The 26,111-nt window shown below is 69.1% G+C and carries 27 protein-coding genes; 12 read left to right on the top strand and 15 right to left on the bottom strand.

Annotation, left to right across the window (positions count from 1 at the left end):
- Nucleotides 1-22: 22 nt before the first annotated feature.
- Nucleotides 23-727 carry an aggregation-promoting factor C-terminal-like domain-containing protein gene (locus tag ACFOY2_RS13555; protein ID WP_379528335.1) on the bottom strand — a complete coding sequence of 235 codons (705 nt, stop codon included), beginning with the start codon at nucleotides 725-727 and terminating at the stop codon, nucleotides 23-25.
- 282 nt (nucleotides 728-1,009) lie between these two features.
- Between ACFOY2_RS13555 and ACFOY2_RS13560 the strand changes: the two genes are divergently transcribed.
- Genes ACFOY2_RS13560 through ACFOY2_RS13570 form a run of 3 tightly spaced genes read left to right on the top strand, consistent with a single transcriptional unit; the run spans nucleotide 1,010 to nucleotide 3,587 of the window.
- Nucleotides 1,010-1,684 (top strand): response regulator transcription factor, encoded by a 675-nt coding sequence (locus ACFOY2_RS13560; protein ID WP_357824450.1) that lies wholly within the window; start codon nucleotides 1,010-1,012, stop codon nucleotides 1,682-1,684.
- Entirely contained in the window at nucleotides 1,681-3,093 is a 1,413-nt protein-coding gene (locus tag ACFOY2_RS13565) for an ATP-binding protein (RefSeq protein WP_379528336.1), read from the top strand. The genes ACFOY2_RS13560 and ACFOY2_RS13565 overlap by 4 nt, the downstream gene beginning before the upstream one ends.
- A complete protein-coding gene (locus tag ACFOY2_RS13570; protein WP_379528337.1) occupies nucleotides 3,090-3,587 on the top strand; it encodes a hypothetical protein in 498 nt (165 codons plus the stop codon). The genes ACFOY2_RS13565 and ACFOY2_RS13570 overlap by 4 nt, the downstream gene beginning before the upstream one ends.
- Here the strand turns inward: ACFOY2_RS13570 and ACFOY2_RS13575 are convergent, their stop codons facing one another.
- The 11 genes from ACFOY2_RS13575 to ACFOY2_RS13625 form a co-directional block, all read right to left on the bottom strand.
- Complete coding sequence (locus tag ACFOY2_RS13575; protein WP_379528678.1) at nucleotides 3,588-4,856, bottom strand: PhoH family protein; 1,269 nt, start codon at nucleotides 4,854-4,856, stop codon at nucleotides 3,588-3,590. It abuts the gene before it with no gap.
- 258 nt (nucleotides 4,857-5,114) lie between these two features.
- Nucleotides 5,115-5,876, bottom strand: coding sequence for an isoprenyl transferase (locus ACFOY2_RS13580; protein WP_379528338.1), 762 nt, complete (start codon nucleotides 5,874-5,876; stop codon nucleotides 5,115-5,117).
- 57 nt (nucleotides 5,877-5,933) lie between these two features.
- Nucleotides 5,934-6,482, bottom strand: coding sequence for a hypothetical protein (locus tag ACFOY2_RS13585; protein ID WP_379528339.1), 549 nt, complete (start codon nucleotides 6,480-6,482; stop codon nucleotides 5,934-5,936).
- A gap of 28 nt (nucleotides 6,483-6,510) precedes the next feature.
- The gene (locus ACFOY2_RS13590) at nucleotides 6,511-6,921 is read right to left on the bottom strand and encodes a hypothetical protein (protein ID WP_379528340.1); all 411 of its coding nucleotides are present in this window, start codon (nucleotides 6,919-6,921) and stop codon (nucleotides 6,511-6,513) included.
- Complete coding sequence (locus tag ACFOY2_RS13595; protein ID WP_379528341.1) at nucleotides 6,918-7,733, bottom strand: DUF692 domain-containing protein; 816 nt, start codon at nucleotides 7,731-7,733, stop codon at nucleotides 6,918-6,920. Before ACFOY2_RS13595 ends, ACFOY2_RS13590 begins: the two co-directional genes overlap by 4 nt.
- 1 nt (nucleotide 7,734) lies before the next feature.
- On the bottom strand, nucleotides 7,735-8,658 hold the full coding sequence (locus tag ACFOY2_RS13600) for a TIGR04222 domain-containing membrane protein (protein WP_379528342.1): 924 nt from the start codon (nucleotides 8,656-8,658) through the stop codon (nucleotides 7,735-7,737).
- Between the two features lie 244 nt (nucleotides 8,659-8,902).
- Nucleotides 8,903-10,840: a phosphoenolpyruvate carboxykinase (GTP) gene (locus tag ACFOY2_RS13605; protein ID WP_379528343.1), complete on the bottom strand. Its 1,938-nt coding sequence runs from the start codon at nucleotides 10,838-10,840 to the stop codon at nucleotides 8,903-8,905.
- Nucleotides 10,841-11,089: 249 nt separating this feature from the next.
- The gene (locus ACFOY2_RS13610) at nucleotides 11,090-11,611 is read right to left on the bottom strand and encodes a hypothetical protein (protein WP_379528344.1); all 522 of its coding nucleotides are present in this window, start codon (nucleotides 11,609-11,611) and stop codon (nucleotides 11,090-11,092) included.
- 70 nt (nucleotides 11,612-11,681) lie between these two features.
- On the bottom strand, nucleotides 11,682-12,854 hold the full coding sequence (locus ACFOY2_RS13615; protein WP_379528345.1) for a C40 family peptidase: 1,173 nt from the start codon (nucleotides 12,852-12,854) through the stop codon (nucleotides 11,682-11,684).
- A 122-nt stretch (nucleotides 12,855-12,976) separates the two neighbouring features.
- Nucleotides 12,977-13,477: a transcription elongation factor GreA gene (gene greA / locus ACFOY2_RS13620; RefSeq protein WP_148437100.1), complete on the bottom strand. Its 501-nt coding sequence runs from the start codon at nucleotides 13,475-13,477 to the stop codon at nucleotides 12,977-12,979.
- Between the two features lie 108 nt (nucleotides 13,478-13,585).
- A complete protein-coding gene (locus ACFOY2_RS13625; RefSeq protein WP_357824482.1) occupies nucleotides 13,586-14,005 on the bottom strand; it encodes a DUF4307 domain-containing protein in 420 nt (139 codons plus the stop codon).
- Between the two features lie 149 nt (nucleotides 14,006-14,154).
- On the opposite strand from ACFOY2_RS13625, the gene mca reads away from it, so the two are divergent.
- The 3 genes from mca to ACFOY2_RS13640 all read left to right on the top strand — a co-directional run bounded on the left by mca (nucleotide 14,155) and on the right by ACFOY2_RS13640 (nucleotide 15,588).
- Complete coding sequence (gene mca / locus ACFOY2_RS13630) at nucleotides 14,155-15,039, top strand: mycothiol conjugate amidase Mca (RefSeq protein WP_379528346.1); 885 nt, start codon at nucleotides 14,155-14,157, stop codon at nucleotides 15,037-15,039.
- Nucleotides 15,040-15,129: 90 nt separating this feature from the next.
- A complete protein-coding gene (locus tag ACFOY2_RS13635) occupies nucleotides 15,130-15,297 on the top strand; it encodes a hypothetical protein (RefSeq protein ID WP_379528347.1) in 168 nt (55 codons plus the stop codon).
- The gene (locus ACFOY2_RS13640) at nucleotides 15,298-15,588 is read left to right on the top strand and encodes a GNAT family N-acetyltransferase (RefSeq protein ID WP_357824490.1); all 291 of its coding nucleotides are present in this window, start codon (nucleotides 15,298-15,300) and stop codon (nucleotides 15,586-15,588) included.
- A 21-nt stretch (nucleotides 15,589-15,609) separates the two neighbouring features.
- Here the strand turns inward: ACFOY2_RS13640 and ACFOY2_RS13645 are convergent, their stop codons facing one another.
- Complete coding sequence (locus ACFOY2_RS13645; RefSeq protein WP_379528679.1) at nucleotides 15,610-16,758, bottom strand: hypothetical protein; 1,149 nt, start codon at nucleotides 16,756-16,758, stop codon at nucleotides 15,610-15,612.
- A gap of 102 nt (nucleotides 16,759-16,860) precedes the next feature.
- On the opposite strand from ACFOY2_RS13645, the gene ACFOY2_RS13650 reads away from it, so the two are divergent.
- Nucleotides 16,861-18,816: a thioredoxin domain-containing protein gene (locus ACFOY2_RS13650; RefSeq protein WP_379528348.1), complete on the top strand. Its 1,956-nt coding sequence runs from the start codon at nucleotides 16,861-16,863 to the stop codon at nucleotides 18,814-18,816.
- Nucleotides 18,817-18,853: 37 nt separating this feature from the next.
- On the opposite strand, the gene ACFOY2_RS13655 is transcribed toward ACFOY2_RS13650, so the two are convergent.
- Both ACFOY2_RS13655 and ACFOY2_RS13660 read right to left on the bottom strand, forming a co-directional pair.
- Nucleotides 18,854-20,929 (bottom strand): transglycosylase domain-containing protein, encoded by a 2,076-nt coding sequence (locus ACFOY2_RS13655; protein WP_379528349.1) that lies wholly within the window; start codon nucleotides 20,927-20,929, stop codon nucleotides 18,854-18,856.
- 176 nt (nucleotides 20,930-21,105) lie between these two features.
- Nucleotides 21,106-21,591: an Lrp/AsnC family transcriptional regulator gene (locus tag ACFOY2_RS13660; protein WP_357824501.1), complete on the bottom strand. Its 486-nt coding sequence runs from the start codon at nucleotides 21,589-21,591 to the stop codon at nucleotides 21,106-21,108.
- A gap of 103 nt (nucleotides 21,592-21,694) precedes the next feature.
- Here ACFOY2_RS13660 and hppD point away from each other — a divergent pair, with 103 nt between their 5' ends.
- The 5 genes from hppD to ACFOY2_RS13685 all read left to right on the top strand — a co-directional run bounded on the left by hppD (nucleotide 21,695) and on the right by ACFOY2_RS13685 (nucleotide 26,069).
- Complete coding sequence (hppD, locus tag ACFOY2_RS13665; protein WP_379528350.1) at nucleotides 21,695-22,804, top strand: 4-hydroxyphenylpyruvate dioxygenase; 1,110 nt, start codon at nucleotides 21,695-21,697, stop codon at nucleotides 22,802-22,804.
- 56 nt (nucleotides 22,805-22,860) lie between these two features.
- Nucleotides 22,861-23,304, top strand: coding sequence for an RDD family protein (locus ACFOY2_RS13670; protein ID WP_379528351.1), 444 nt, complete (start codon nucleotides 22,861-22,863; stop codon nucleotides 23,302-23,304).
- A 67-nt stretch (nucleotides 23,305-23,371) separates the two neighbouring features.
- Nucleotides 23,372-24,745, top strand: coding sequence for a M1 family metallopeptidase (locus ACFOY2_RS13675; protein WP_379528352.1), 1,374 nt, complete (start codon nucleotides 23,372-23,374; stop codon nucleotides 24,743-24,745).
- Nucleotides 24,746-24,816: 71 nt separating this feature from the next.
- Nucleotides 24,817-25,362, top strand: a complete 546-nt coding sequence (locus tag ACFOY2_RS13680; protein WP_379528353.1) for an RNA polymerase sigma factor — start codon at nucleotides 24,817-24,819, stop codon at nucleotides 25,360-25,362.
- Nucleotides 25,359-26,069: a hypothetical protein gene (locus ACFOY2_RS13685; RefSeq protein ID WP_379528354.1), complete on the top strand. Its 711-nt coding sequence runs from the start codon at nucleotides 25,359-25,361 to the stop codon at nucleotides 26,067-26,069. The genes ACFOY2_RS13680 and ACFOY2_RS13685 overlap by 4 nt, the downstream gene beginning before the upstream one ends.
- Nucleotides 26,070-26,111 lie beyond the last annotated feature (42 nt).

A 26,111-nucleotide genomic window follows, 5' to 3' on the forward strand; every position in this document is an offset into this window, starting at 1 on the left:
TTGGAGGAGGAAAGTTGACCTGTTAGTACCAACCCACCGACTGAGAATGGCCCCACGCGGCGCACGGCGAGCCGTAACGACCCTTGATGTAGCCCAGGCCCCACTTGATCTGGGTGGCCGCGTTGGTCTGCCAGTCGCTGCCCGCGCTGGCCATCTTGGTGCCCGGCAGGGACTGCGGGATGCCGTACGCGCCGGAGTAGCGGTTCATCGCCCGCTCGTTCCAGCCGCTCTCCTTCTGCCAGAGCCGCTCCAGGCAGCCCCACTGGTCGCCGCCGAACCCCGCCGAGGCGAGCATGGCCTTGGCGGTGGCCTTGTTGCTGCCGGGCGAGGGGTTACTGCCCGGCGGGAAGTTGACCGGAGGGAACCCGTCGCCGGACGGGGCCTGCTTCGGGACCACCCAGTCGACGTCGTCGGGGTCGGTGTCCGAGCGGCCCTTCTTGAGCTGGTCGGCCTTGAAAGCCTGCACCGCGGCGTTCTTGCGCGCGTCGTTCTCGGGGTCGGGCGCACCGAGCTGGCCGTTGGCCAGAGCACCGAGCTCCTTGACGGAGAATGCCTCGGCGGGCGGCTTGCTGGCGTTCTCCATGGCGCGGTTGACGACGTAGCCGCCACCGCCGAAGACGACCGCCAGGCTGACGACGGTGATGACGATGCGCTTCGGGGTGAAGCGCGACGGCCGACGCGCCGGGGGGAAGTCTTCCTCCGGGGGGCGGCGTCGGCGCTCACTCAACTGCGGACCGTGGCTCACGATCCATGAGCTTGCCCTGTCCTGGGGGGTACTCCGCAACCGAAACGCGAGAATCGCTTGGCGTTGGCTTGGCTAACCAGCAGGTAAGCACGGCCTTTCCGAAATAGTGTGATATTCCTCACACGTGGTGGCTCCCCCTCAGGCGCCCGTATCCGAAGGGAAGCCCCTTAGAGCCTTTCGCCCAGACTTCGGGATCCCATCTACGTAATGTCACAGTTTGGTGACACAAGCCGGGTATTCGGGACATGGAATAATAATGTGCGCGTGGCTGGCATCCTCCTTGTTGAAGACGACCCCTCGGTCCGCACGGCTCTCGAGCTGGCGCTGACCCGTCAGGGGCACTCCGTCACGTCCTACGCGACTGGCGAGGAGGCGCTCGACCACATCAGGTCCCGCCGCCCGGAGATCGCGATCCTCGACGTCATGCTCCCGGGCATCGACGGCGTCGAGGTCTGCCGCCGCGTACGCAAACTCGACCAGCTCCCCGTCATCCTGCTCACGGCCCGCGGCGACGACCTCGACGTGGTGGTCGGTCTGGAGGCCGGCGCCGACGACTACGTGGTCAAACCGGTCGAGCCCAGAGTCCTGGACGCCCGCATCCGCGCCGTCCTGCGCAGGGCCGAGTCCGCCACCTCCGACCGCATCACCTTCGGCGACCTCGTCATCGACCGCGGCGCGCTCAAGGTCATGCTGGCCGGCAAGGAGATCCACCTGACACCGACCGAGCTGCGGCTGCTGCTGGAGCTCGTCCGCCACCCCGGCCAGGTGCTCAACCGGCGCTACCTGCTGCGCGTGGTCTGGGACCACACGCACATCGCGGACTCCCGGCTGGTGGACGCCTGCGTGCAGCGGATCAGGGCGAAGATCGAGCCGAAACCCGCCGAACCGGTCTTCATCCACACGGTGCGCGGATTCGGCTACCGGTTCAGCCCCCCGTGATCCCGCTGCCCACCGGGTTGCGTGCCCGCCTCGTCATCACCTTCACGCTCGTCGCCGTCACCGCCTCGGTGCTGGTCGCCACCATCGGCTACGAGCTGGCCAAGGCCGCGCTCATCACCCGCGCGGAGAACACCTCGCTCGACCTGGTGACCAGGGAGCTGGCCGACATCAGCTTCCCCATCGGCAGGCTCAGGCCGGGCGAGGCCGCGCCGACCGACAAAGAGCTCGGGATCGTGGCCAACGCGCTGAACGGGCCCGGCAGGGGCGTGCTGGTCGAGTACGGCACCCTGATCGCCTCAGAGGGCCCCATGGCCATGAGCGACGTGCCGAACGAGCTGTACGGCCGGGCCAAACAGAGCCTGGTCACCCAGCGCAAGGTCATCCGCAACCAGCTCTGGCTCATCGTCGGCGCCGAGGTCTACCGCGACGCGGCGGGCAAGGCCGAGGCCACCGGGCTTCGGGCGTTCGTCTTCTTCCCGATGCAGGACGACGAGAGCCAGCTCGCCACGCTCAGAGCCACGCTCGCCCAGGCCGGCGCGGCGATCGTGCTGATCGCGCTGGTCGTGGCGCTGCTGTCGGCCAGGCAGGTGCTGCTGCCCGTCAGGCGGCTGAGCGCGGCGGCCCAGGCACTCGGCCAGGGCCGGCTGGACACCCGGCTGCCCGTCCACGGGCAGGACGAGCTGGCCGAGCTCACCGCCAGGTTCAACGACGCGGCGGCCGCGCTGGAGCTGAGCGTGGCCGAGCTGCGCTCGCTTGAGGCCATGTCGCGCCGGTTCGTCGCGGACGTCTCCCACGAGCTGCGCACGCCGCTGACCGCCATGACGGCCGTGGCCGACGTGCTCTCCGAGGAGGCCGGCCGGCTGCCAGAGGCGCCCGCGGAGGCCGTACGGCTGGTGCTCAGGGAGATCGAGCGCCTGCGCGAACTGGTCGAGCACCTCATCGAGATCAGCCGATTCGACGCGGGCACCGCCACGCTCAACCTCGAACCGGTGAACGTGGCCGACGCCATCGTGGACTGCCTGGTGGTCCGCGGCTGGAGCGACCAGGTCAAGGTGAACGCCTCCCAGGGTTTGACCGCGAACCTCGACCCGAGGAGGTTCGACGTCATCGTGGCCAACCTCGTCGGCAACGCGCTCAAGCACGGCGCGCCGCCGGTGCAGGTCAACGCCAGGAGCACCGAGAACGGCCTGGAGGTCAAGGTGCGCGACCACGGCAAGGGCATCCCCCGGGAGGCGCTGCCCCACGTCTTCGACCGTTTCTTCAAGGCGGGCACGGGCCGGGCCCGCAGCCAGGGCAGCGGGCTGGGCCTGTCCATCGCCAGGGCCAACGTCCACCTGCACGGGGGGACGATCTCCGTGCGCGCCCAGCAACCCGGCACACTCTTCACGGTCTGGCTGCCACACACATGAAAGCCCTGCTCCCCCTGCTCGCCCTGCTGGCCGTGACGGCCTGCGGCATCGCGCCCACCGACGTCCAGGACAGGGGCAACGCCCCCACCATCAGGATCCCGCCGCCGTCCAAGACCATCTACCTGATCAAGGACGGCGACCTCAGCCTGGAACCCGCCGACGTCGAGGACGACACCGTGGACAGCCTGCTCGGGGCGCTCTTCCAGGCCTCCACGCAGCCGCTCGGCGACCGGGACACGGCGCTGCGCGGGTTCACGTACCAGGGGATCAAGGACTCGCTGAACCCCGTGCGGCGCGACGAGATCAAGCTGCCGCGCACCTCGACGCTGACCGTCATCATTCGCGGCGAGGGCACGCTGACCCCGCTCGGCAAGGCGCAGATCGTCTGCACGGCCCAGCAGGACGCGGCCTACGAGGAGGTCAAGATCGTCCGCGTCGAACAGAACCGCCCCTCCAGATCGGAGGGGCAGTTCACCTGCGGCGAGTTGAAGTGACTACAAAGTCACGTCTTCGAGCATCTCCGTGACCAGGGCGGCGATCGGGGAGCGCTCGGAGCGGGTCAGCGTGACGTGGGCGAAGAGCGGGTGGCCCTTCAGCTTCTCGACCACCGCCACCACGCCGTCGTGCCGGCCGACCCGCAGGTTGTCGCGCTGGGCGACGTCGTGGGTGAGCACGACCCGCGAGTTGGCGCCGATCCGGCTCAGCACCGTCAGCAGCACCCCGCGTTCGAGCGACTGGGCCTCATCGACGATCACGAACGCGTCGTGCAGCGACCGGCCGCGGATGTGCGTCAGCGGGAGCACCTCCAGCATGCCCCGGTCGAGCACCTCGTCGATCACCTCAGGAGACGTGATCGCCCCCAGCGTGTCGTAGACGGCCTGCGCCCACGGACCCATCTTCTCGCCCTCGGTCCCCGGCAGGTAGCCGAGCTCCTGGCCGCCGACGGCGTACAGGGGGCGGAAGACGACCACCTTGCGGTGCTGGCGGCGCTCCAGGACGGCCTCCAGGCCCGCGCAGAGCGCCAGCGCCGACTTGCCCGTGCCGGCCCGGCCGCCGAGCGAGACGATGCCGATCTCCGGGTCCATCAGCAGGTCGAGCGCGATGCGCTGCTCGGCGGAGCGGCCGTGCAGGCCGAACACCTCGCGGTCGCCGCGCACGAGCCGCACCGACTTGTCGGGCTGCACGCGCCCCAGCGCCGAGCCCTTGGCCGACAGCAGCCGCAGCCCGGTGTGCGCCGGCAGGTCCCTGGTCTCCTCCAGGTCGGCGGTGCCCTGATCGAAGAGCGTGTCCACGTCCTCAGCGGTCACCTGGATCTCGGACATCCCGGTCCAGCCCGACTCGTGGACGAGTTCGGCGCGGTACTCCTCGGCCGCCAGGCCGATCGAGGCCGCCTTGACCCGCATGGGCAGGTCCTTGGACACCAGGACGACGTCGCAGCCCTCGGCGGCCAGATGGCGCGCCACGGTCAGGATGCGCGTGTCGTTGTCGCCCAGACGGAACCCGACAGGCAAGATGGATGGATCACTGTGGTTGAGCTCAACCCTGATCGTGCCGTCACCCGTGGGCATGGCCTCGTCGAGCCTGCCGTACTGAACGCGCAGGTCGTCGAGGTAGCGCAGGGCCTTCCGCGCGAAGTAGCCGAGCTCGGGGTGATGCCGCTTTCCCTCCAGCTCCGTGATGACCACTATGGGAAGGACGACGTCGTGCTCTGCGAAGCGGGTCATTGCCGCCGGGTCGGCTAGCAGGACCGAAGTGTCCAGCACGTACGTGCGCTTGGCCGACTGGTGAGTAGGGTTGCTCGAGGACACTGCCACACGTTCTCCCCCGGGCGCCCATACGTGCGGGCGCCCTGCAGACGAGGCGGGAAATCGGACCGGACCCGCATCCCCGACCGCGAACTGCCGTCAGAGCCGGGTTCCGGCCCCCTCGGCAAATGTTGGTGCAAAGGCGGGCCCTCTCCGGAGTGTCCGGCCTGTGACCGGACACTTCCAACGTTACGTCCTGGATACCCACATGTCGCGTCAGGAACCGTAACGCCGGTGTCTCGCAGCGTAGTCACGCAGCGCCCGCAGGAAGTCGACCCTGCGGAAGTCCGGCCAGTACGCCTCGTGGAAGTAGAACTCTGAGTGAGCGCTCTGCCAGAGCATGAAGCCGGACAAACGCTGCTCGCCCGAGGTCCGGATGAGGAGATCCGGGTCGGGCTGGCCGCGAGTGTAGAGATGCTCCGCGATGTGCTCGACATCGAGTACCTCGACGAGGTCCTCGATGCTCGCCCCCTTGCTCGCATGCTCCTGGAGCAGTGAGCGCACCGCATCGGCAATCTCACGTCTTCCTCCATACCCAACTGCAACGTTCACAATCAGGCCTGGACGGTGAGATGACTCTTCTTTTGCACTTTTCAGGACATTCGCCGTTCGGTCGGGCAGAAGATCGAGCGCTCCCACCGGGCTGATCCGCCAGCCCTCCGCCACGAGCTCCCGCGTCACGTCCTCGATGATGCGCAGCAGGGGCTCCAGCTCTTCCCTCGGCCGGTTGAGGTTGTCGTTGGACAGCATCCAGACCGTGACGACCTCGACACCGGTCTCGCGGGACCAGTTGAGCAGCTCGGAGATCTTGTCCGCGCCCTTGCGGTGGCCCGTGGCCACGTCACGCATGCCCATGGCGCGCGCCCAGCGGCGGTTGCCGTCGATGATCACCCCGACGTGCCGGGGGACGCTGTCCTTGGACAGCTTCGCCTCCAGCCGGCGCTCATAGAGCCGGTAGACCAGATCGCGCAGGCCCACGGAGTTCCTCCCGGGAGGGGTGCTCTGCCTTCGGTCGAATGACCCAACAGGCAATTATCACCGCGATTCAGGCGTGCCTGCTCCCTTCACTGGATTCGTGGCCAAGTCTCTGCCTTCCAGACATTCTGCGGCTTCCTTCACGAGACCTCCCACGAACGCCGACAACTCCGCCGACGTCAGCACCGCCCGCATGCCCACGCCCGTGGCGCCCCACGCCTCCACATACGCCCGCCTGGTCACCCGCCACTCGCGCCGCCCCGGCTGCCACAACGGGATGGTCCGCAGCTGGCAGCGCAGCTCCCCACCGCCGACCAGGCCCGACCTGGTGCGATAGCGGAAAGAGAACAGCTCGCTGTCGGGCTCCTGATCGGGGAACCTGTCGTCGGGATCGGCCCACTGCCTGGCCGCTCCCCTGCCCTGGCGGGCCTCGTCGACGCCGCGCGCCAGGCGGGCCAGCAGCCAGCCGCACCGCTCGCCCACGCTGCCGTACGGGGTGCCGTCCCGATGCAGCTCCAGCGTGACCTCGTACGGCATGCCGACGCTGTCGGTGCACGCGACCGGCGTAACCGTCAGATAGCTGCCATCGACACAGCGAAGTCCCCCCACGCCCCTCCCGTTTCCGGCGGAAAGTCACCTAAACGCCACGCAGGAGGCGCGACCACCACCGTGACCTGCGCGGCGGGTCCGGCATCCGTCCCCGCTCGCGCAGCCAGGCGGCGAAGTCGTCGGCGTCGGTGCGGTAGTTCGGCGGCGGCTCGCCGCGGGAGCGGGCGTAGGCGGCGAACTCCGCGGCCAGGTCGGGACCGGCCGCCACGGCGGTGTCCGGCCTGATCCTGGCCACGATGGCACGCCGCTTGGAGACCAGGCTCGCCGCCTGCGCCCGCATCCGCCCCGGGTCGAAGCCCCGGGGCACCTCCGCCAGGGCCACGCGAGCCGCCACGACCCGCGCCTGCGCCTCGGCCAGCCGCTCCCTGGCCCCCGCCGGTCCCTCGACGTCCGAGGGGCCGGCGGTCGGCTCGGGCGCCCCGACGCGTGGGTCCGTCATCCGGGCTCCCGGGCGAGGGACATCGCCGTGCGGATCTTCGCCAGCTCGTTCTCCAGGGCGGCGTCGCTCGGGTACTCGTCATCCCACTCCAGCAGCACGCCCGGCGGGCCGGCGCGGGCGCACAACTCGGTGAGCAGGTCGAGCACGGGCTGCGGCGCGGCGGTGGTGTGCGTGTCGTGCCAGATCCCGTGGTGCTCGTACCCGCCGGCCACGTGCACGTACGCGAGGTGCTCCAGCGGCAGCGCGTCGAGCGCGGCCACGGCCGACAGGCCCAGGTTGAACTGGTTGGTGTAGAGGTTGGCCACGTCGATCAGCAGCCCGACCCCGGTGCGCTCGACCAGTTCGGCGAGGAACTGGGCCTCGGTCAGCTCGTCGTCCGGCCAGCCGAAGATCGCCGCGACGTTCTCCAGAGCCAGCGGCACCGGCAGCGCGTCCTGAGCCCGGCGCACGTTCTCGGTGACGACCCGCAGGGACTCGTACGTGCGGGGCACGGGCAGCAGGTGACCGGCCTCGATCCCGCCGCCCCGCACGAACGCGAGATGCTCGCTGACCAGCGGCGAGCCCAGCGCCTGAGCGCAGGCGGCCAGGTGAGCCAGCCTCGCCTCCGAGGGCGGCTCGGCCCCGCCGACCCCGAGCGACACCCCATGCGGGATCACCGGCAAGCCCCTGGCGCGCAGGAGGCGTAACGACTCGGGCAGGCGGGCGGGCTTGATGTTCTCGGCGACCACCTCGACGAAGTCGACGCCGCTCATCCGCTCGATCGACAGGTCCAGCTCGGCCCGCCAGCCGATGCCCACCCCGAGACCGGCCATGTCAGCTTCCTCCCCCGCAGCCGCCGCCACCGCAGCCGCTTCCGCCGCCGCAGCCCGACGTGCCACCGCCGCAACCGCTGGACGCCGAGCCACAGCCTCCGCCACCGCTGTAACCGGCACCGGCACCGCCACCGTACGCCACCGAGCTCCGGCGGCTGCGACGTGCCGGGCGGCGCACGAGGTGGAGTCGCAGGTCGCGGTCGTCGAGCTCGCTCAGCCCGTGCAGCGCGAGAGAATCGGTCCCGGCACCGCCTCGGAGGTGCTCCTGCCGGGCCGCCGCGAGCGTGTCCCGGCCCGACGCGGTCAGCATGGCCGGCGTGCGGCGCCGGTGGATGGCGAGGACGACCGCCGCGGCCGCTCCCGTGACCGCCAGGAGCAGCATCGCAAGCACCAGGACCGCTCCGCCCGTGCTTCCGACCCCGACCAGCACCAGCATGAACACGGCGCCGGCGAACGCGATGAGCTTGATCTCCCGCAGCCACCTGGCGAGCCTGCCGACCCGGACGCGAGCCTCGTCGGGCGCGAGCAGTCCCAGCCCCGTCAGGCGCTGCCTGAGCGACTCCATGGCCAGGCTCCGGATGATTTCCTCCTTGAGCACCCACACACCCAGGCCCGACCCGGCTGCGACGACGCCCAGCGCGAACTCCTCCAGGGGAGTCCGCGGCATGACATCCGTGGCGACGTGGTGCACGTGTCCCCCGCGTGACAGCCGGATGGCCTTGGCCCCGGCCAGCAGCGCGATGACCGTGTCCGCCACCCTCTGCGGCCCTCCCGCCAGGTAGGCGAGGTCGGTGTGGTCGAGGTCGCGAGCGCGCGAGCCGGTTTCCGTCCCCCGGATGGCGGCGTGGGCGCGTCTGAGCGTGGAGGCGGTGACGACGGCGACTGCCGCCAGGGCCACCGAAAGGATCAGCAGGAACAGGTCCATTTAGGCCTCCCTCCGTCAGCCGTATTTGGCTGGTTACCGGAAGGACGCGTAAGGCAGTGGTAAAGGTTTCGTTCTGCTCATTTAGATTATTCGAATTTCATTACCCTCAATCAACACCAGGGAGCGCGAGACGGCGCCGGTCGTCGTGAGGACGCCGGCGCCGTGTGGGTGGGCCGCCGGAGAGGTCCGCGGCGGCCCGGTCTCGTGGTGTGGCGGCCCGGCCGAGTCGGACGGGCCGCGCGAGTCAGCCCAGGCGGTCGACCAGGGCGTTGTACTCGTCCCAGAGCTCCTTGGGCAGCTGCTTGCCGAACTTCTCGAAGTGGGCGGGGATCAGCGACGCCTCCTCGCGCCACACGTCGCGGTCGACCGACAGCAGCGTGCGCAGGTCCTCTTCCGACAACTCCAGGCCCTCGGTGTCGAGGTCGGCGGGCAGCAGGCCGATCGGCGTGGGCACGGCCTTGGCCTCGCCGTTGAGCCGGTCCACGATCCACTTGAGCACGCGGCTGTTCTCGCCGAAGCCCGGCCAGATGAACGCGCCGTCGGCGTTCTTGCGGAACCAGTTGACGTAGTAGATCCGCGGCAGCCTGGCGCCCTCGCGGCGGCCGATGTCCAGCCAGTGGGCGAAGTAGTCGCCCATGTTGTAACCGCAGAACGGCAGCATGGCGAACGGGTCGTGGCGCAGCTCGCCGACCTTGCCCTCGGCGGCGGCGGTCTTCTCGGAGGCGACGTTGGCTCCGAGAAAGACGCCGTGCTCCCAGCTCAGCGACTCTGTCACCAGAGGCACGGCGGTGGCGCGGCGACCGCCGAACAAGATCGCTGAGATGGGCACGCCCTCGGGGTCCTGCCATTCCGGTGCGATGGTCGGGCACTGGGCGGCCGGGGTGGTGAAGCGGGCGTTCGGGTGGGCGGCCGGCTCGTCGCTGTCAGGCGTCCAGGAGCGGCCCTTCCAGTCGGTCAGGTGCGCCGGCGGCTCGTCGGTGAGGCCCTCCCACCACACGTCGCCGTCGTCGGTGAGGGCGACGTTGGTGAAGATGCTGTTGCCCCAGAGCGTCCTGACCGCGTTGGCGTTGGTCACCTCGCCGGTGCCGGGCGCGACGCCGAAGAAGCCCGCCTCCGGGTTGATCGCGCGGAGGCGGCCGTCGTCGCCGAAGCGCATCCAGGCGATGTCGTCGCCGATCGTCTCGACCTTCCAGCCCGGGATCGTGGGCTGGAGCATGGCGAGGTTGGTCTTCCCGCAGGCGCTGGGGAAGGCCGCGGCGATGTAACGGGTCTCGCCGGAGGGCGGTGTGAGCTTGAGGATGAGCATGTGCTCGGCCATCCAGCCCTCGTCGCGGGCCATGGCGCTGGCGATGCGCAGGGCGTAGCACTTCTTGCCGAGCAGGGCGTTGCCGCCGTACCCGGAGCCGTAGGACCAGATCTCGCGGGTCTCGGGGAAGTGGCTGATGTACTTGGTGGAGCTGCACGGCCAGGGCACGTCCTCCTCGTCCGGCCCGAGCGGGGCCCCGACGGAGTGGACGGCCTTGACGAAGTCGCTGTGCTGATGGTCGCGCTTGCTGCGGCCTCCGTTGGCTCGTTCCTCGCTCTCTCCGGCCTTTCGCGCCGCTCCGTGCTGATGGTCGCGCTTGCTGCGGCCTCCGTTGGCTTGTTCCTCGCTCTCTCCGGCCTTTCGCGCCGCTCCGCGCTCCTCGATGAGCCGCAGCGCCCTGTCGCCCATGCGGGTCATGATCCGCATGGACACCGCGACGTACGGGGAGTCGGTGATCTCCACGCCGAGCTGGGAGATCTCGCCGCCGAGCGGGCCCATGCAGAATGGCACGACGTACATGGTGCGGCCGCGCATACAGCCTTTGAACAGCTTGCCGAACGTCTGGCGCATCTCGTCGGGTGCGATCCAGTTGTTGGTGGGCCCGGCGTCCTGCTCACGTTCCGAGCAGATGAACGTGCGGTCCTCGACCCTGGCGACGTCGGTCGGGTCGGATTTGGCGTAGAAACTGTTGGGCCGGGCGGCCAGGCGCGTGAGCGTGCCCTGCTCGACGAGAAGGTTGGTCAGACGGGTCCACTCCTCCTCCGAGCCGTCGCACCACTCGATCCGGTCTGGCTGGGTCAGGGCTGCGATCTCGCTCACCCACGCGACCAATTCGCGATTGGCGGTGGGCGCGGGAACTTCCACGGAAACGGACACGACTGTGACTCCTCCACTCTCTCAGGGCCCAGTCATCATTAACGACGAAGCGGCTCGGAGGCCAATTGGCATAGACCTGTTGGCGCGACCGTCGCCGCAGGCAGAGGCCCTGGCGATTGGGGGAGCCTACCCAAGAGGAGGGGATTTAAAAGAACGAATTTCCGCCATTGGTCCACACCAATGGCGCTGGTCTAAACCAATTATCGCAGTGGTTTAGTCCATTCGCGGAGCCGTTTCCCCTGGGTGGTCTCAGGAATTGAGGTCCGGCCCCTCCGAGCGAACTCTGTCGACGTGCTGGAGCGCGTCGCGCAGATCGGCGAGCCATGTGTCGGTGTGTCTGCCGACCAGGCGCACGCACCAGGCGAGCGCGTCGCTCCTGCTCCTGGCCACGCCGGCGGCCACGAGCGTGTCGAGAACCTGGCGCTCCGACTGGCGGAGCCGGGTCATCACCGGCACCGAGAGTGTGGTGAACATCACGGTCTCTCCACCGCAGACCACCCCCCATGACACCTTTTGCCGGAATTTGCGCTCGGCTTCCGCGGCGATCTCGATGCGCCGTTCGCGTGTCTCCTCCCTGAACCTCCTGGCCAGCCCCTCGATGAGGGCGGCGCGTTCGGCCTCGGGCACGTCAGGCGGGAGGTCGGGCAGCGTGCCGAGCACCGCGATCTCCTCGCGGTCCCTGACGATCTCGGGTGCGCCGGTGAACCAGCCTTCGGGCATCCGCCCGGTGAACCAGCCGCGGATCTGTGCGGTCTCGTCCTCTGTAGCCATGTAATGACGATTACACAGTTGCACGAGAAATGCACGCACTCGGATCGCGCCAGATTGGACGGAAGGCGGGTCAGCGAACCTTGGACGCCGCGGCCGGGCTCACCCTGACGACCCCCGCGAGATTGCGGGTGTGCACCGGGGAGATCTTGACCACGTCGCCGGTACGCGGAGCCTGGATCATCTTCCCGTCACCCCAATAGATCGCCACGTGGGAGATGTAGTCGGGATTCGTCGGGTCGAGGCGCCAGAAGATGAGGTCGCCCGGCTGCATCTGCTTGAACGGCACCTGCGGCCCCGCCAGCCACTGCTGGTGCGTCACCCGGGGCACCCGCACCCCCGCCTGCGCGAAGGCCCACTGGACCAGTCCTGAGCAGTCGAAGGTGTCAGGGCCCTCCGCGCCCCACACGTACGGCCTGCCGAGCTTGGACCCGGCGGCCTTCAGCGCCACGGTGAGCTGCTCGCCGGTCATGAACGAGCCGGACGGCCAGTTCCGCTCCGGCTTGGCCTGGGGCTTGGGCAGCACCGGGTTGACCATGGCCACCTGCGTGCCCTTGGGCAGCGCCTTGAGTATCGCCTTGCGCAGTGCGTCGGAGTCGGCCTTGGGGGCGCTGACGATGAGGGCGTTGTCGCGCGGCAACCCGAGCGCGCGGCCGACGTCCTTGGAGACGACGGCGTCCACGGCGCCGAAGCCGGTGGTGGCGTACGCGCCGATCCGCAACTGCCCCGACGGGGCCGCCACCCGGCTGTGCAGCGGCAGCCCGCCGTCGTTGCCCAGCACGAACGAGACCGCCACGTCACCGGCCGCGACGTTCTGCCACAGCGCGTCGGACGAAGCGGTCACCTTGGGTGTGTAGGCGCGAAACGTGGACGGGTTCACCGCGAGTGTCTGCACCCGCTTGTCGTCGAGCATGACGGAAGCGGCGTCGGCCAACTCCAGGGCCCGCACGCCGCGCAGCTTGGCCACCTTCTGTAACAGCTCATTGGTGAAGGGCTTGCGGGTCAGGACGAACAGGTTGGGCTTGTGCAGATTGCCCAGCGGCTTGACCGGCATGACGGCCGGCTCCTGCCGCTGCGGTTGTTGCTGCTGCGGTTGTTGTTGCTGTTGGAGCTGCTCCCGCCGCTGCTGCAGCAGGAGCGTCTGATTGGGGGTGGCGGCGGCCTCTTCGACCCGCTCCGGCGGCTGGACCAGCAGCAGGATGTCGGCGGTCAGCACCGCGACCAGTGTCACCACGATGAACGGCACGAGTTTGAAGGGGTTGCGCCGCTTGCGAGACTTGACCAGGAAGCTCAGGTCCTGACGGATACCTGAGGAATGCGTGAATTCCGCCGGGCCGGCGTGGGCCCGGCGGTCGTGGTCCAGGGGTGTCAGTTGCCGATGTACGGCACAGCCTCGAGGATCTCGACGGTGTTCTGGCGGCCGTTGGGCATGGAGTAGGTCGCCTTCTCCCCGATCTTCTTGCCGTTGATCGCCGCGCCGAGCGGGGACTTGGGCGAGTAGACGTCGATCGGCGCTCCGCTCTCTTCGCGAGAGGCGAGCAGGAAGGTGACCTCGTCGTCGTCACCGACGAACCGGATGGTCACGGTCATGCCGGGGCCCACCACACCCTCGGCCTTGGGGGCCTCTCCCACCTGGGCATTGTCGAGGATCTGCCGGAGATGGAAGATGCGGGCCTCCATCTTGCCCTGCTCGTCCTTGGCGGCGTGGTATCCGCCGTTCTCCCGCAGGTCGCCCTCTTCGCGGGCGGCTTCGATCTTCTTGGCGATGTCGACGCGCCCGGGGCCAGAGAGATATTCGTACTCCGCCTTCAGGCGGTCGTACGCCTCCTGCGTCAGCCATGTGACGTTCTCATCGCGAGAGTCGGCCACGGGTTCTCCTTGCTTGCCTAGGGGGCCCTAAGATCACTTGAGGTTGCGAACGGTTGAATTGCGAAAGGCTAACAACTTAACCGCTCGAACGCTTCCCCAAATGTCTCACTATACGAGATTGCAGTACTGGATGTGGACGGAAGTCGCCTGACCACTCGTGTCAAGACTTTCCTTGAGCTGCTTACTACCCCCACCAGCCGGGATTCTTACTTCCTTGCTCCCAACTTCCCCGTGGCCCACGTCCAGAGCCCTGATCCGGCAGACGGCCACCCTATCGTCTGGCTTGTACACCTCAAAGGTGATCTCGGCGCGGTCCGGCCTGTCGACGTTGAACGTCACCACCTGAGCCGGCGCCTCCGAACCGCCCGCCGTCATCGACCACATCACGTAGCCCCATCCACCTGCGATGATGGCCACCAGCACGCCGATCACCACGTGGACGACCAGCCGGCCGCCTCGCTTGGGACGGTCGGGGTAGTCGTCGGGTGTGCCGAGAACAGGCCCGTTCTCGACATCTCTGGTGACCATGGCGGAATCTCCCTGCACTCCCTCGGCGTTATCCGAGACAATTGTCGCCCGCGGGGGGTGTGCCCTCGCGACCGCCCAGCAGAAACTAACCTCTCTGGGCCAGTGACTGGTCCTCCGACTGAGGAACACGCTATGAGGAGAGCTCGCCAGTGAGTGCACCGATGAGGCTGATGGCCGTCCACGCCCACCCCGACGACGAGTCGAGCAAGGGCGCCGCCACGATGGCGCGCTACGTGCGCGAAGGCGTGGAAGTGCTGGTTTGTACCCTCACGGGCGGCGAGCGGGGGTCCGTGCTCAACCCCAAGATGGACCGGCCGGAGATCGTTGCCAACATCGGGGAGGTGCGCAGGGCCGAGATGAACCGGGCCCGCGAGATCCTCGGCGTGCGGCAGCAGTTCATGGGCTTCGTCGACTCCGGCCTGCCGGAGAGCGAGGAGGAGGAGCTGCCCGAAGGCTGCTTCGGCCTGCAGAAGCTGGAGGACGCCTCCAGGCCGCTGGTGGCGGCCGTACGCGAGTTCAGGCCGCACGTCATCATCACCTACGACGACGACGGCGGCTACCCGCACCCCGACCACATCATGACCAACCGGGTCTCCGTCGAGGCGTTCGAGGCGGCCGGCGACCCCGACCGCTACCCCGGCACCGGCGACCCGTGGCAGCCGCTGAAGCTCTACTACCACATGGGCTTCACCAAGGAGCGCTTCGAGGCGCTGCACGAGGTCATGAACGAGCGCGGGCTCGGCTCCCCGTACGCCGACTGGATCTCCCGCTGGGAGGACCGCCCGGCCAAGTGGCCGGTGACCACGCGGGTGCCGTGCGGCGAGTACTTCCAGATCCGCGACGAGGCGCTGCTGGCCCACGCCACCCAGGTCGACCCGGACGGGTTCTGGTTCGTCTGCCCGCGCGAGCTGCAGCAGGAGATCTGGCCGACCGAGGACTACCACCTGGCGCGCTCGCTGGTCGACACCGAACTCCCCGAGGACGACCTGTTCACCGGCATCCACGCCGACGACGTCGAGCCCGCCTGCCACTGAGCGGGGACGCCGGGGGGCTCGGCCCTGCCGTGCGCTCCGGGCTCGCCTGCCGCTGAACGGACCGCCGCCCCAGGGTGGCAGACTGGAAGTGTGACAGTTCTGGCAGCCGGCGATGTGAGCCCGGGCGTACTCGGCTTCATCGTCGTGGCGCTCCTCGGCGTGGCCCTGTACTTGCTGATCAAGTCGATGAACAAGCAGATCTCGAAGATCCAGGTACCGCACGCGCACGAGGGCGACCCCGACAAGAAGGCCGATTAGATGCCCATGGAAATAGTCGACAACTCGACGGAGAGCCGTTTCGAGCTTCTCTTGGACGGCAAGGTCGCCGGGTTCGCCGACTATCGGCTGCTGCCCACAAAGATCGTTTTCACGCACACCGAGGTGCTGCCCGCTTACGAAGGGCAGGGGCTGGCGGGCAAGCTGGTCGGGTTCGCGCTCCAGGCGAGCGCCGACACCGGCCTGCGGGTCGTCCCCGTCTGCCCCTACGTGGCCAAGTACATCGAGCGCCACCCCGAGTTCAAGGACCTGGTCGACGCTCCGACCAGGTGACCAGGTCCTTCGCGTCGTCGATCAGTCGGCAGCGGGCGACCAAGCACGCTCCAACGCCTTCGGCAGCCCCCACCAGCCCAGCGGGGTGAGCACGTCGCCCTCGTCCACGATGCCGAGGTAGGCCCACAGGCTCACCACCGACGCGAACATCCCCTCGGTGGCGTCGAGATCGTCGTCGTCGTGGGCGTCGGCGTCGATGTCCTCCGACTCGGCGATCAGCCGCGCCATCCGCTCGGGCGAGGCCAGCACCCCCGGGCCCATCCTGGCCAGCGCCGCCACCCCGGCCAGCCAGTCGGCGTGCTGGATCGCGCACAGGTTGGCCAGCGCCGTGTCCTCCAAGCTGAGCTCCCCGTCCAGATCGGCGAACTCCTCCAGCACGTCGCCGCTGTCCGACAGGTCCGAGACGGGCCCGGCGATGCCCGCCGCCACCGCCAGCCACAATTCCCCGTCGTCGTCGGGCAGCGGACGCTCGTCGAAGCCCGCGCAGGCCCGCAGCACGTTCGCGGGGTAGCCGGGCAGGGCCAGCAGCGCCCGCAGACGCGCCCCCGCCGCCTCCAGCTCCCCAGCGGGCAGCGCGGGCTGCTTGGCCAGCCCTTCGACGATGCGCCGCAGCTCCGACAGCGCGAAGGCCTCCTCCTCGTCCCAGGCCGCGAACAGCTCCTCGTCCTGCTCGTCGCTGACCGCGAACCCGGGCACCCTGCCGTCGGCCAGCGGCGTGCTCAGCCACCGCTCCTGGAGCTCCTCGTAGGCGCCGCGCGCCTCCTGCTCGCCGGCGGCCAGCGCGTCGGGATCGATCTCCCCCGCCGCCACCCGCTCCTCCAGGTAGGAGACCAGCCGGGTGAACATCTCGTCCGCCACGGGCCCGCGCTCGTCCTCCTCAGGCCAGACGAAGTAGCTGGGCGTCATGAGAATCGGCTCGGTGCCGGTGGACTCGACCCAGCGCTGAACGTCCCCCACCGTGGCCACCCCGGCCTCGATGGAGCCGAGCGTGGCCTTGGCGGAGTCCCAGAAACGGAGGGAGAGCGGGTTTCCCGTCGAAAACATCGCACGCCGCAGGTCGGGCAGCGCCACCAGCGCCACCCCTGACGGGACGGCGAGCAGCGCGCGGGCCACGTCCCTGCGCGTGAGATCGGTCGCCGGACGGCCGGCATGGGCACACACGAACTCCATATCCACGCCCCGTAACCTACGCCGTCCCACCCTCTCCAGTCAGCCGCAGTCCCCGCGAGAGCGAGCTTGGGGAGCGGACTAGGCTGATCAGGGGAGGTCCTGATGAACCGCTTGAAAGACGCCACGAGCCCCTACCTGCTGCAGCACGCGGCCAACCCCGTCGACTGGCATCCGTGGGGCGAGGAGGCGTTCGCGGAGGCCCGCGACCGCGACGTGCCGCTGCTCATCAGCGTGGGCTACTCGGCCTGCCACTGGTGCCATGTCATGGCCCATGAGAGCTTCGAGGACGCCGAGACCGCGCGGCTCATGAACGAGCACTTCGTCAACATCAAGGTCGACCGCGAGGAGCGGCCCGACGTGGACGCTGTCTACATGGGCGCCACGCAGGCCATGACCCGCCAGGGCGGCTGGCCGATGACGGTGTTCGCCACGCCGGAAGGCCACCCGTTCTACTGCGGAACCTACTTCCCGCGCCCCCACTTCCGGCGTCTGCTCACCGAGGTCCACAACGTGTGGACGGGCGACAGGGAGACCGTGCTGCGGCAGGGCGCGAAGGTGGTGGAGGCGCTCAACCAGAGCACCACGCTCCCCAGCGGGCCCCTGCCGGACGAGGCGGCGCTGGCGCGTGCCCTGGACAACCTGCGGGCCTCGTTCGACGCGGCCAACGGCGGGTTCGGCGGGGCGCCCAAGTTCCCGCCGTCCATGGTGCTGGAGTTCCTGCTGCGGTCAGGGGAGCGGGAGATGAGCGGCGGGACGCTGGAGGCGATGGCCCGCGGCGGCATGTACGACCAGCTCGGCGGCGGGTTCGCGCGCTACAGCGTGGACGCGGAGTGGGTCGTGCCGCACTTCGAGAAGATGCTCTACGACAACGCCCTGCTGCTGCGGGTCTACACCCATTGGTGGAAGGCGGGCGGCGGCGACCTGGCGCGGCGGGTGGCGCTGGAGAGCGCCGAGTGGATGCTGCGCGAGCTGCGCACCCCCGAGGGCGGCTTCGCCTCGGCGCTGGACGCCGACAGCGAGGGCGTCGAGGGCAGGTTCTACGTCTGGACGCCCGAGGAGCTGCGTGAGGCGCTCGGCGACGACGACGGGCGCTGGGCGGCCGGGCTGTTCGAGGTGACCGGCACGTTCGAGCACGGCACGTCCGTGCTGCAGCTCCTCACCGACCCCGACGACCCCGCGCGCTGGGCGGAGGTGCGGGCGCGGCTGCTCGCGGCCAGGGAGCGGCGGGTCAGGCCCGGACGCGACGACAAGATCGTGGCCTCGTGGAACGGCCTGGCGATCGCCGCGCTGGCCGAGACGGGGGCGGTGTTCGAGCGGCCGGACCTCGTCGCGGCGGCCACGGCGGCGGCCGAGCTGCTCGCCGGCACCCACGTGGTGGACGACGGCAGGCTGCTGCGCACCTCGCGCGACGGCAGGGCGGGCGCGAACGCCGGTGTGCTCGACGACTACGCCAACCTCGCCGAAGGGCTGATCTCCCTGTACGGCGTGACCGGCGAGGTCAGGTGGCTCCGGCTTGCGGGTTCGCTGCTGGAGACCGTGCTCGACAGGTTCGCCGACGGCGCGGGCGGCTTCTACGACACCGCCGACGACGCCCAACGGCTGTTCCAGCGCCCACAGGACCCCACCGACAACGCCACCCCCTCGGGCCAGTACGCGGCCGCCGGCGCGCTGCTGTCGTACGCGGCGCTGACCGGCTCGGCCCGCCACCGGGAGGCCGCCCACGCCGCGCTCGGCACGGTGTCGGTGCTGGCGACCGGGCACGCCAGGTTCGCGGGGTGGGGGCTGGCGGTGGCGCGGGCGGCGCTGGACGGCCCGTTCGAGGTGGCCGTCGTCGGCCCCGCCGACGATCCCCGCACGGGGGCGCTGCACCGGGAGGCCCTGCTGGCCGACGTTCCCGGGCTGGTCGTGGCGCTCGGGCACGGCGACGGCGCGTTCCCCGCGCTCCTCGAAGGGCGCGGGCCGGTGGACGGGGCGCCCGCGGCATACGTGTGCAAGGGGTTCACATGCCGGATGCCCGTGACCACCGTCGAGGCGCTACGGGCCGAGCTGTCGAGCTAGTCGGCTCGTCATCGGCGGGTCGCCGATGACGAGCCGGTCAGCCGCCCGTCGTGGGCGGGTTGCGGCCGATGTTGCCGACGCCGCCGTCGTCCTGGGTCGTCGGCGGGTCGTTGAGCTGCGTGGGCGGCACGTCGCTCTGCTGCGGCTGCTCGCTCTGCCGTCCGAGGTCGGGGGGCCCGTCCGAGGTGGGCGGGGCCGTCCGCGGCGCATCGGTGAAGTCGGGCTCCGGCGTGTACCAGCCGTCCGGGGGCATGGTCGGCGCCGGCTCCCGCTGGGGCATGTCCTGGTTCGGATCAGGTTGTGAGTAGTCGGGGGCGTAGCCGTACCCGTAGTCGGACGGCTCTGGGAACTCCTCGACCGGCTTGCCCGCCATGGCCTCGGTCATGAACGCCCGCCAGATCTGCGCGGGGAGCTGGCCGCCGAACTGCGTGCCGTACCCGGGGATCGTGACGGTGGCGTTGTCGTCGCGGAACATGTCGACCGCCGTCGCGAGCTGCGGGGTGAAGCCGTTGAACCAGACCGACTTCGACTCGTCCGTGGTGCCCGTCTTGCCGGCCACCGGGCGGTCGTAGAGGCGGGCGGCGGTGCCGGTGCCGTACTGGACGACCTGCTGCATCGCGTACGCGGCGTCGGCGGCGGCCTGCTCGCCGACCACCCGCGTCGAGGCCGGTTTGACGTCCTTTTTGATCCCCTCGGCGTTGGTGACCGACCTGACCACGTGGGCCTCCATGTGGACGCCCTTGTTGGCGAAGGTGGAGAAGCCGGAGGCGTTCTGGACGGCGCTGACGGAGGCGACGCCGAGCGGGAAGGAGGCGGCGTTCTGGTGCTGCTCCAGCTGGCCGGCGGGGATGCCGGCGGCCTCGGCGACCTTGGCGACCTTGTCCAGGCCGACCTTCTGGCCGAGGTCGACGAACGCGGTGTTGACGGAGTTCTGGGTGGCGCTGACCAGGTCGATCTGGCCGTAGGAGCGCCCGCTGTCGTTCGGGATCGGCTTGGAGGCCGAGGCCACGCGCATCGGCGAGTTGCCGTTGACCCTGGTGGACAGGTCGAAGCCGTTCTCCAGCGCCGCCGCCAGCGTGTACGGCTTGAAGGTCGAGCCGGCCATGACCTTGGCGGAGAACGCGCTGTCGTAGTAGGTGGACTGCGTGGGACGGCCGCCGTAGAAGGCCACGACCTCGCCTGAGGAGGGATCGACGGCCGCCAGCCCCGTGCGGACCTTCGAGGGCGTCGCGTCGGGCAGCGTCTCTCTGACGGCCCGCTCGGCCGCCGCCATGAGCTTCTTGTCGAACGTGGTGACGACCTTGAGCCCGCCGCCGTTGATGTCCTCGTCGGTGTAGCCGCGCCGGTTGAGCTCGGCGGTGACCTGTTCGACCATGTACTGGGCCTGGCCCTTGAGCTCGAACGGCTTCTTCGGCGGCCGCAGCTCGGGGAACGTCTGGGCGGCGGCCTGTTCGGGGGTGAGCGCGCGCGTCTGCCGCATGGCGTCGATCACGGACTGCCAGCGGGCCTGGACCATCTCGCGGTCGGAGCCCTTGGGGTCGGCGAAACGGCTGGGCTGCTGGATCACGGCCGCCAGGTAGGCGCCCTCGGCCACGCTGAGCTTGTCGACGTCCTTGCCGAAGTAGGCGCGCGCGGCCGACTGGACGCCGTTGGCGCCCCGGCCGAAGTAGATCGTGTTGAGGTACTGCTCCAGCACCCAGTCCTTCGACTTGGACTGGTCGACCTTCATCGAGATGAGGATCTCTTTGAACTTCCTGATGACGGAACGTTCCTGGCTGAGCCCGCTGTAGTAGTTGCGGACGAGCTGCTGGGTGATGGTGGAGCCGCCCTGGAGCTGCTGGCCGCTGATGGTGGACCAGACGGCCCGCGCGGTGCCCTTGATCGACACGCCGCCGTCCTGGTAGAAGGAGCGGTTCTCCGCGGCGATGACCGCGTCGCGCACGTGCTTGGGCACCTTGGCCAGTTCGACGTTCTTGCGGTCGATTCCGCGCCGCGCCAGCACGGTCTTGCCGTCGCGAAAGTAGATCACCGAGCCCTGCGCGGTGGCCTGCTTCTGCGTGGTGTCGGGAATGGGCGTCAGCGCCCATGCCACCGCGAAAAGCCCGACGAACACGAGGATTCCCGCGCCAAAACTAATCAGGACAACCCGGAGAACCCGCCGCTTTCGCATTCCTTTTCCACCGCCGATCCGCACCCTCGACCCCCCTAGGCAAGCTTCACCCAACCCCCGCAAGCTGGGCGAATGTCAAGGGTAAATGATCGATAATGCTGCCTCGTCCCTAAGCGATACTACGGCGAACGCACGCCGCGACGTGGAACATCGGCGACCAACGGCACCACTCGGTACGGAACCGGGGTGTCCAGGACGATGATCGAATTAGTCCTCAGCACACCCTGAACATCCACGATTTCATCGATTACCCGCTGCAAATCGGCGTTCGTGCGTGCGACGACCCGGCAGAGCAGATCGCTGTCGCCGGTGATCGTGTGCACCTCCAGCACCTCGGGGATGCGGGCCAGCCGGTCGGCCACCGGGTCATGCCCGGCCACCTGCCTGATCTCCATGCTGACGAACGCGGTCACGTCATAGCCGAGCGCCTCCGGCGACACGTCGGGCCCGAACCCCTTGATCACGCCTCTGGCGATCAGCCGGTCGAGCCTGGCCTGGACCGTGCCGCGGGCCACGCCGAGCCGGCGCGAGGACTCCAGGATGCCCAGCCGGGGCTCGTCGGTCAGGAGGGCGATGATTCTGGCGTCCAGTTCGTCGATCGTCATGCTGTACAGATTTACCGGACTTCTCAGGATCCGGCTAGGCAGATTGCCCACTCATTGAAGTAACTGTTGCGCAACTCGTCCAGGAAATTCGAGAGTTGACGGTATGAGTGATGTCTTTCCCGTTCACGGCATGGACGCCGTGGTGTTCGCCGTGGGCAACGCCAGGCAGGCGGCCCACTACTACTCGACCGCGTTCGGCATGAAGCTCGTGGCCTACCGGGGGCCGGAGACCGGCAGCCGGGACACGGCCGCGTACGTCCTGACCTCGGGTGGCGCCACGTTCGAGTTCAGGGCCTCCATCCGCCCCGGCACGGAGCTGGCCCGGCACGTCGCCGAGCACGGCGACGGGGTGATCGACCTGGCCATCCAGGTGCCCGACGTGGAGGCGGGGTACGCCTACGCCGTCGCGCACGGGGCGACGGGGCTGGCGGAGCCGCACACCGTGGAGGACGAGCACGGCAAGGTCGTGCTCGCGGCGATCGCGACCTATGGCCAGACGCGGCACACGCTGGTCGACAGGGCCAACTACGCGGGCCCCTACCTGCCCGGATACGCGCCCGCCGAGCCGCTGGTGGCGCCGCCCCCGACGAAGGGCGGACGGCTGTTCCAGGCGATCGACCACTGCGTCGGCAACGTCGAGCTGGGCAAGATGGACGAGTGGGTGCAGTTCTACCGCGACGTCATGGGCTTCACGAACATGGCGGAGTTCGTCGGCGACGACATCGCCACCGAGTACTCCGCGCTCATGTCCAAGGTCGTCGCCGACGGCACGCGCAAGGTCAAGTTCCCGCTCAACGAGCCGGCCGTCAGCCGCAAGAAGTCGCAGATCGACGAGTACCTGGAGTTCTACGGCGGTCCGGGCGTGCAGCACATCGCGCTGGCCACCAACGACATCCTGACCACGGTCGATCACATGCGGGCCGCCGGCGTGCGCTTCCTTGACACGCCCGGCTCCTACTACGACGACCCCGAACTGCGGGCGCGCATCGGGCAGGTGCGGGCGCCGATCGAGGAGCTGAAGAAGCGCGGGATCCTCGTGGACCGCGACGAGGACGGCTACCTGCTGCAGATCTTCACCCAGCCGGTGCAGGACCGGCCCACGGTCTTCTTCGAGCTGATCGAGCGGCACGGCTCGCTCGGGTTCGGCAAGGGCAACTTCAAGGCGCTGTTCGAGGCGATCGAGCGGGAGCAGGAGCGCAGAGGCAATCTTTAGGTAATCCATGCTTTGCGAATGGTTTGTTAAAGGTTGGCGACGGCCATCACGCATTCATGGGATCGCCATCGCCGGGACTGGCGGGACGCTGGCGGCGCCTGTTCGCCGGCGTCCTCGACTGGATCATCGTGAACGTCGTCTCCGCCGCCTTCAACTGGACAAGTTGGGACTACGTGTGGAACGCCCAGGGGGGCGCCTGGGACCGGTTTCCGGTGGAGCACACCTTCGTGGTCGGCCTTTTGGCCTTTCTTTACTTCTGGCTGTTTCATGCCTTCTGGAATGGTCAGACGCTCGGCAAAAGATTGTTCGGCATTAGAGTGGTCCAGGAAAACGGCGCAAAGCTGGGTGTGGGCCAGGCGGCGGTACGACAGGGCCTGGCGACCGTGCTCGAATGGCTCTGCTGCGTCGGGCTCCTGCTGGACCTCGGCTGGATCCTCTTCGATCCACGCAAGCAGGCTCTCCACGACAAGGCGGCAAGGACGGTCGTCGTCAACGCCTGACCCAGCGTAATATCCTGGTCACGAAACGAAGGGGGCTCGTTCGCCTATGCGTTCCAACAGGCGTGGCGTGGCACTGTTTGCCGCGCTCATCAGCGTGCTGGCCTGCTCGCCCGTCAGCGAGCCGCATCAGTCGAACGCCTACCAGGCGGGCGCGCCCGGCATCGGCGACGCCGACTTCCCCACCGACGGCAACGGCGGCTACGACGTCTCCCACTACGGCCTGGCCATCGACTACACGCCCGCGACCAAGCACCTCCAGGGCGTGACCACCGTCCAGGCCTCGGCCACCGAGGGCCTGTCCAGCTTCAACCTCGACCTGGCGGGGCTGCGGGTGCGCGAGGTCAGCGTCGACGGCTCGTCAGCGACGTTCACCCACAAGGGCAACGAACTGACCGTCACGCCGGCCGCGCCGATCGACAAGCAGGACCGGTTCACGGTCAAGGTCGTCTACGACGGCACGCCGCAGCCCGCCAAGGACAGCGCGAACCTGGGCACGTACGGATTCATCCCCACGGCCGACGGCGCCTTCGTGGCCTCCGAGCCCAACGGCTCCAAGACCTGGTTCCCCAGCAACGACCACCCGGCCGACAAGGCCACCTTCGACTTCGCCATCACCGTGCCCGCGGGGGTGACGGCCCTGGCCAACGGCGAGCTGACCGGCCGGCCCACGACCACGGACGGCAAGACCACCTTCAACTGGAGCGAACGCCACCCGATGGCGACCTACCTGGCCACCGCCACGGTCGGCAAGTTCCAGCTCCGCCAGGGCGCCAGCCCCGGCGGCATCCCCACCGTGGCCGCCGTCGACCCCAAGTTCGCGAGCGTGCTCGACAAGCTCTACACCGAATCCGGCAGGATCACCGACTACTGGTCCACGGTCTTCGGCCCCTACCCGTTCTCCTCGACCGGCGGCGTGGTCGACGACTACTCCGCGGGCTACGCGCTGGAGAACCAGACCAAACCGCTCTACGGCGGCTTCGACCCAGACGAGATGATCATGGCTCACGAGCTGGCCCACCAGTGGTTCGGCGACAGCCTGTCCATCAAGCGCTGGAAGGACCTCTGGCTCAACGAGGGCTTCGCCACCTACTCCGAGTGGCTGTGGTCGGAGCACATGGGCAAGCGCACCGCGGACGAGATCTTCAAGACCGTCCACGCCCGCCCGGCGGGCGATCCGATCTGGAGCTACCCGCCCGGCCAGGCCAAGCCGGGCGACCTGTTCAACGAGTCCGTCTACACGCGCGGCGCCATGGCCCTGCACGCCCTGCGCAAGGCGATCGGCGACCCGACGTTCTTCAAACTGCTCAAGACGTGGACCGCCCGGCACCGCTACGGCAACGTCACGACCAAGGACTTCGTCGACCTCTCCGAGCAGTTGTCAGGCAAGAACCTCGACCCGCTCTTCGACGCCTGGCTCTTCCAGCCCCACCGCCCGGCCTGACTCCCTGAGAAACGCTTTTCGTCGCTCGGCCCAAGTACCCGTGTAAGGCGAACGACGAAGGGAGCGAGGCCGTGCGCCTCAACGAAGACCCCGCGGCCTTTGAGGCCTTCTATCGCCGCCACGTCGATGCCGTCATGAGATTCGTGGTCCGGCGGGTGAGCGACCCCCACCTCGCCGCCGACCTGACGGCGGACATCTTCCTGGCGGCCGTGGACTCGGCGCACACCTACGCGCCAGGCAGGGGCAGCGAGATCGGATGGCTGTACGGCGTCGCGCGCAACGTCGTGTCGGCCCAGCAGCGCAAGACGGCTCGGGAGGCGCGGGCGTCCAGCCGCGTCGCGGGCCGCCGGCTGATGGACGACGACGATCTCGTCCGGATGGAGGAGCGGATCGACGCCGAGCGCCGGATGCGCGGCGCCCTGGAGGCCATGCGTGGCCTGCCGGAGGGCGAACGCGCCGTGCTGGAACTCGTCGCGATCGACCAGCTCACCGTCACAGAAGCTGCCAAGGCCCTGGGCATCAGGCAGGTGACCGCCCGAGTCAGACTCCACCGGGCAAGGCGTGCCCTCGGATCCGTCGCTTCGCCAACGACCGTGTACGTGGAAGGACAGGCATGAGCAACTTCGAAGAGCGCCTTCTCGCTGCACTCAAGGACGAGATCACGACCAGGACGGCGGGGAACGAGATGACCACGACGACATCGGCCCGGCGGCGCTACGCGGGGCTGTCCGCCGCGGTGGCGGGGGCCGCGGCGGCCACCACCGCCGTGGTGCTGCTCACCTCCGGCAGCCCGGCGTTCGCGGTCACCACGAGTGCCGACGGGACGGTCAGCGTGCGGATCAGCGAGTTCAGGGACCCCGAGGGGCTGGAGGCCGAGCTGGGCCGCGCCGGGGTCAAGGCCGTGGTCGACTACCTGCCCGAGGGGCAGACCTGCAAGGGGCCGCGGGGCGAGCGGGGCAGCGCCACCGGGCAGTTCCAGTCGAGTATGGGGAAGGACGGCGGCGGGATCTGGTTCAAGATCGAGAAGGGGCAGGTGCCGGCGGGCGAGACGCTCGTCCTGGCCGTCTCCAAGAGCAGCGGCGGCGACGATCAGGCGCCGTTCGCGACCTCCCTGGAGATCGTCAAGGGCACGGTCTCGGACTGCGAGGCGATCCCGATGCCGGCTCCGGGCTCCCCGGGCACGCGGGACGGGGGCGGCGTGCAGTCGGGGACCGGCGAAGACGGCCCCGTCCTCCATTCCAGAACCGAGGGAAGCGACCCCACCCCGCACACCGGCACCAACGGCCAGGAACCGGCACCCACCGTAACCTCCCGATCCGGCTGACGCCCCCACCACCCCGGACCGAGGGCCCTCCGCCCAGCAGCC

The sequence above is a fragment of the Nonomuraea purpurea genome (assembly GCF_042650645.1).
GTDB classification, from domain to species: Bacteria; Actinomycetota; Actinomycetes; order Streptosporangiales; family Streptosporangiaceae; genus Nonomuraea; species Nonomuraea purpurea.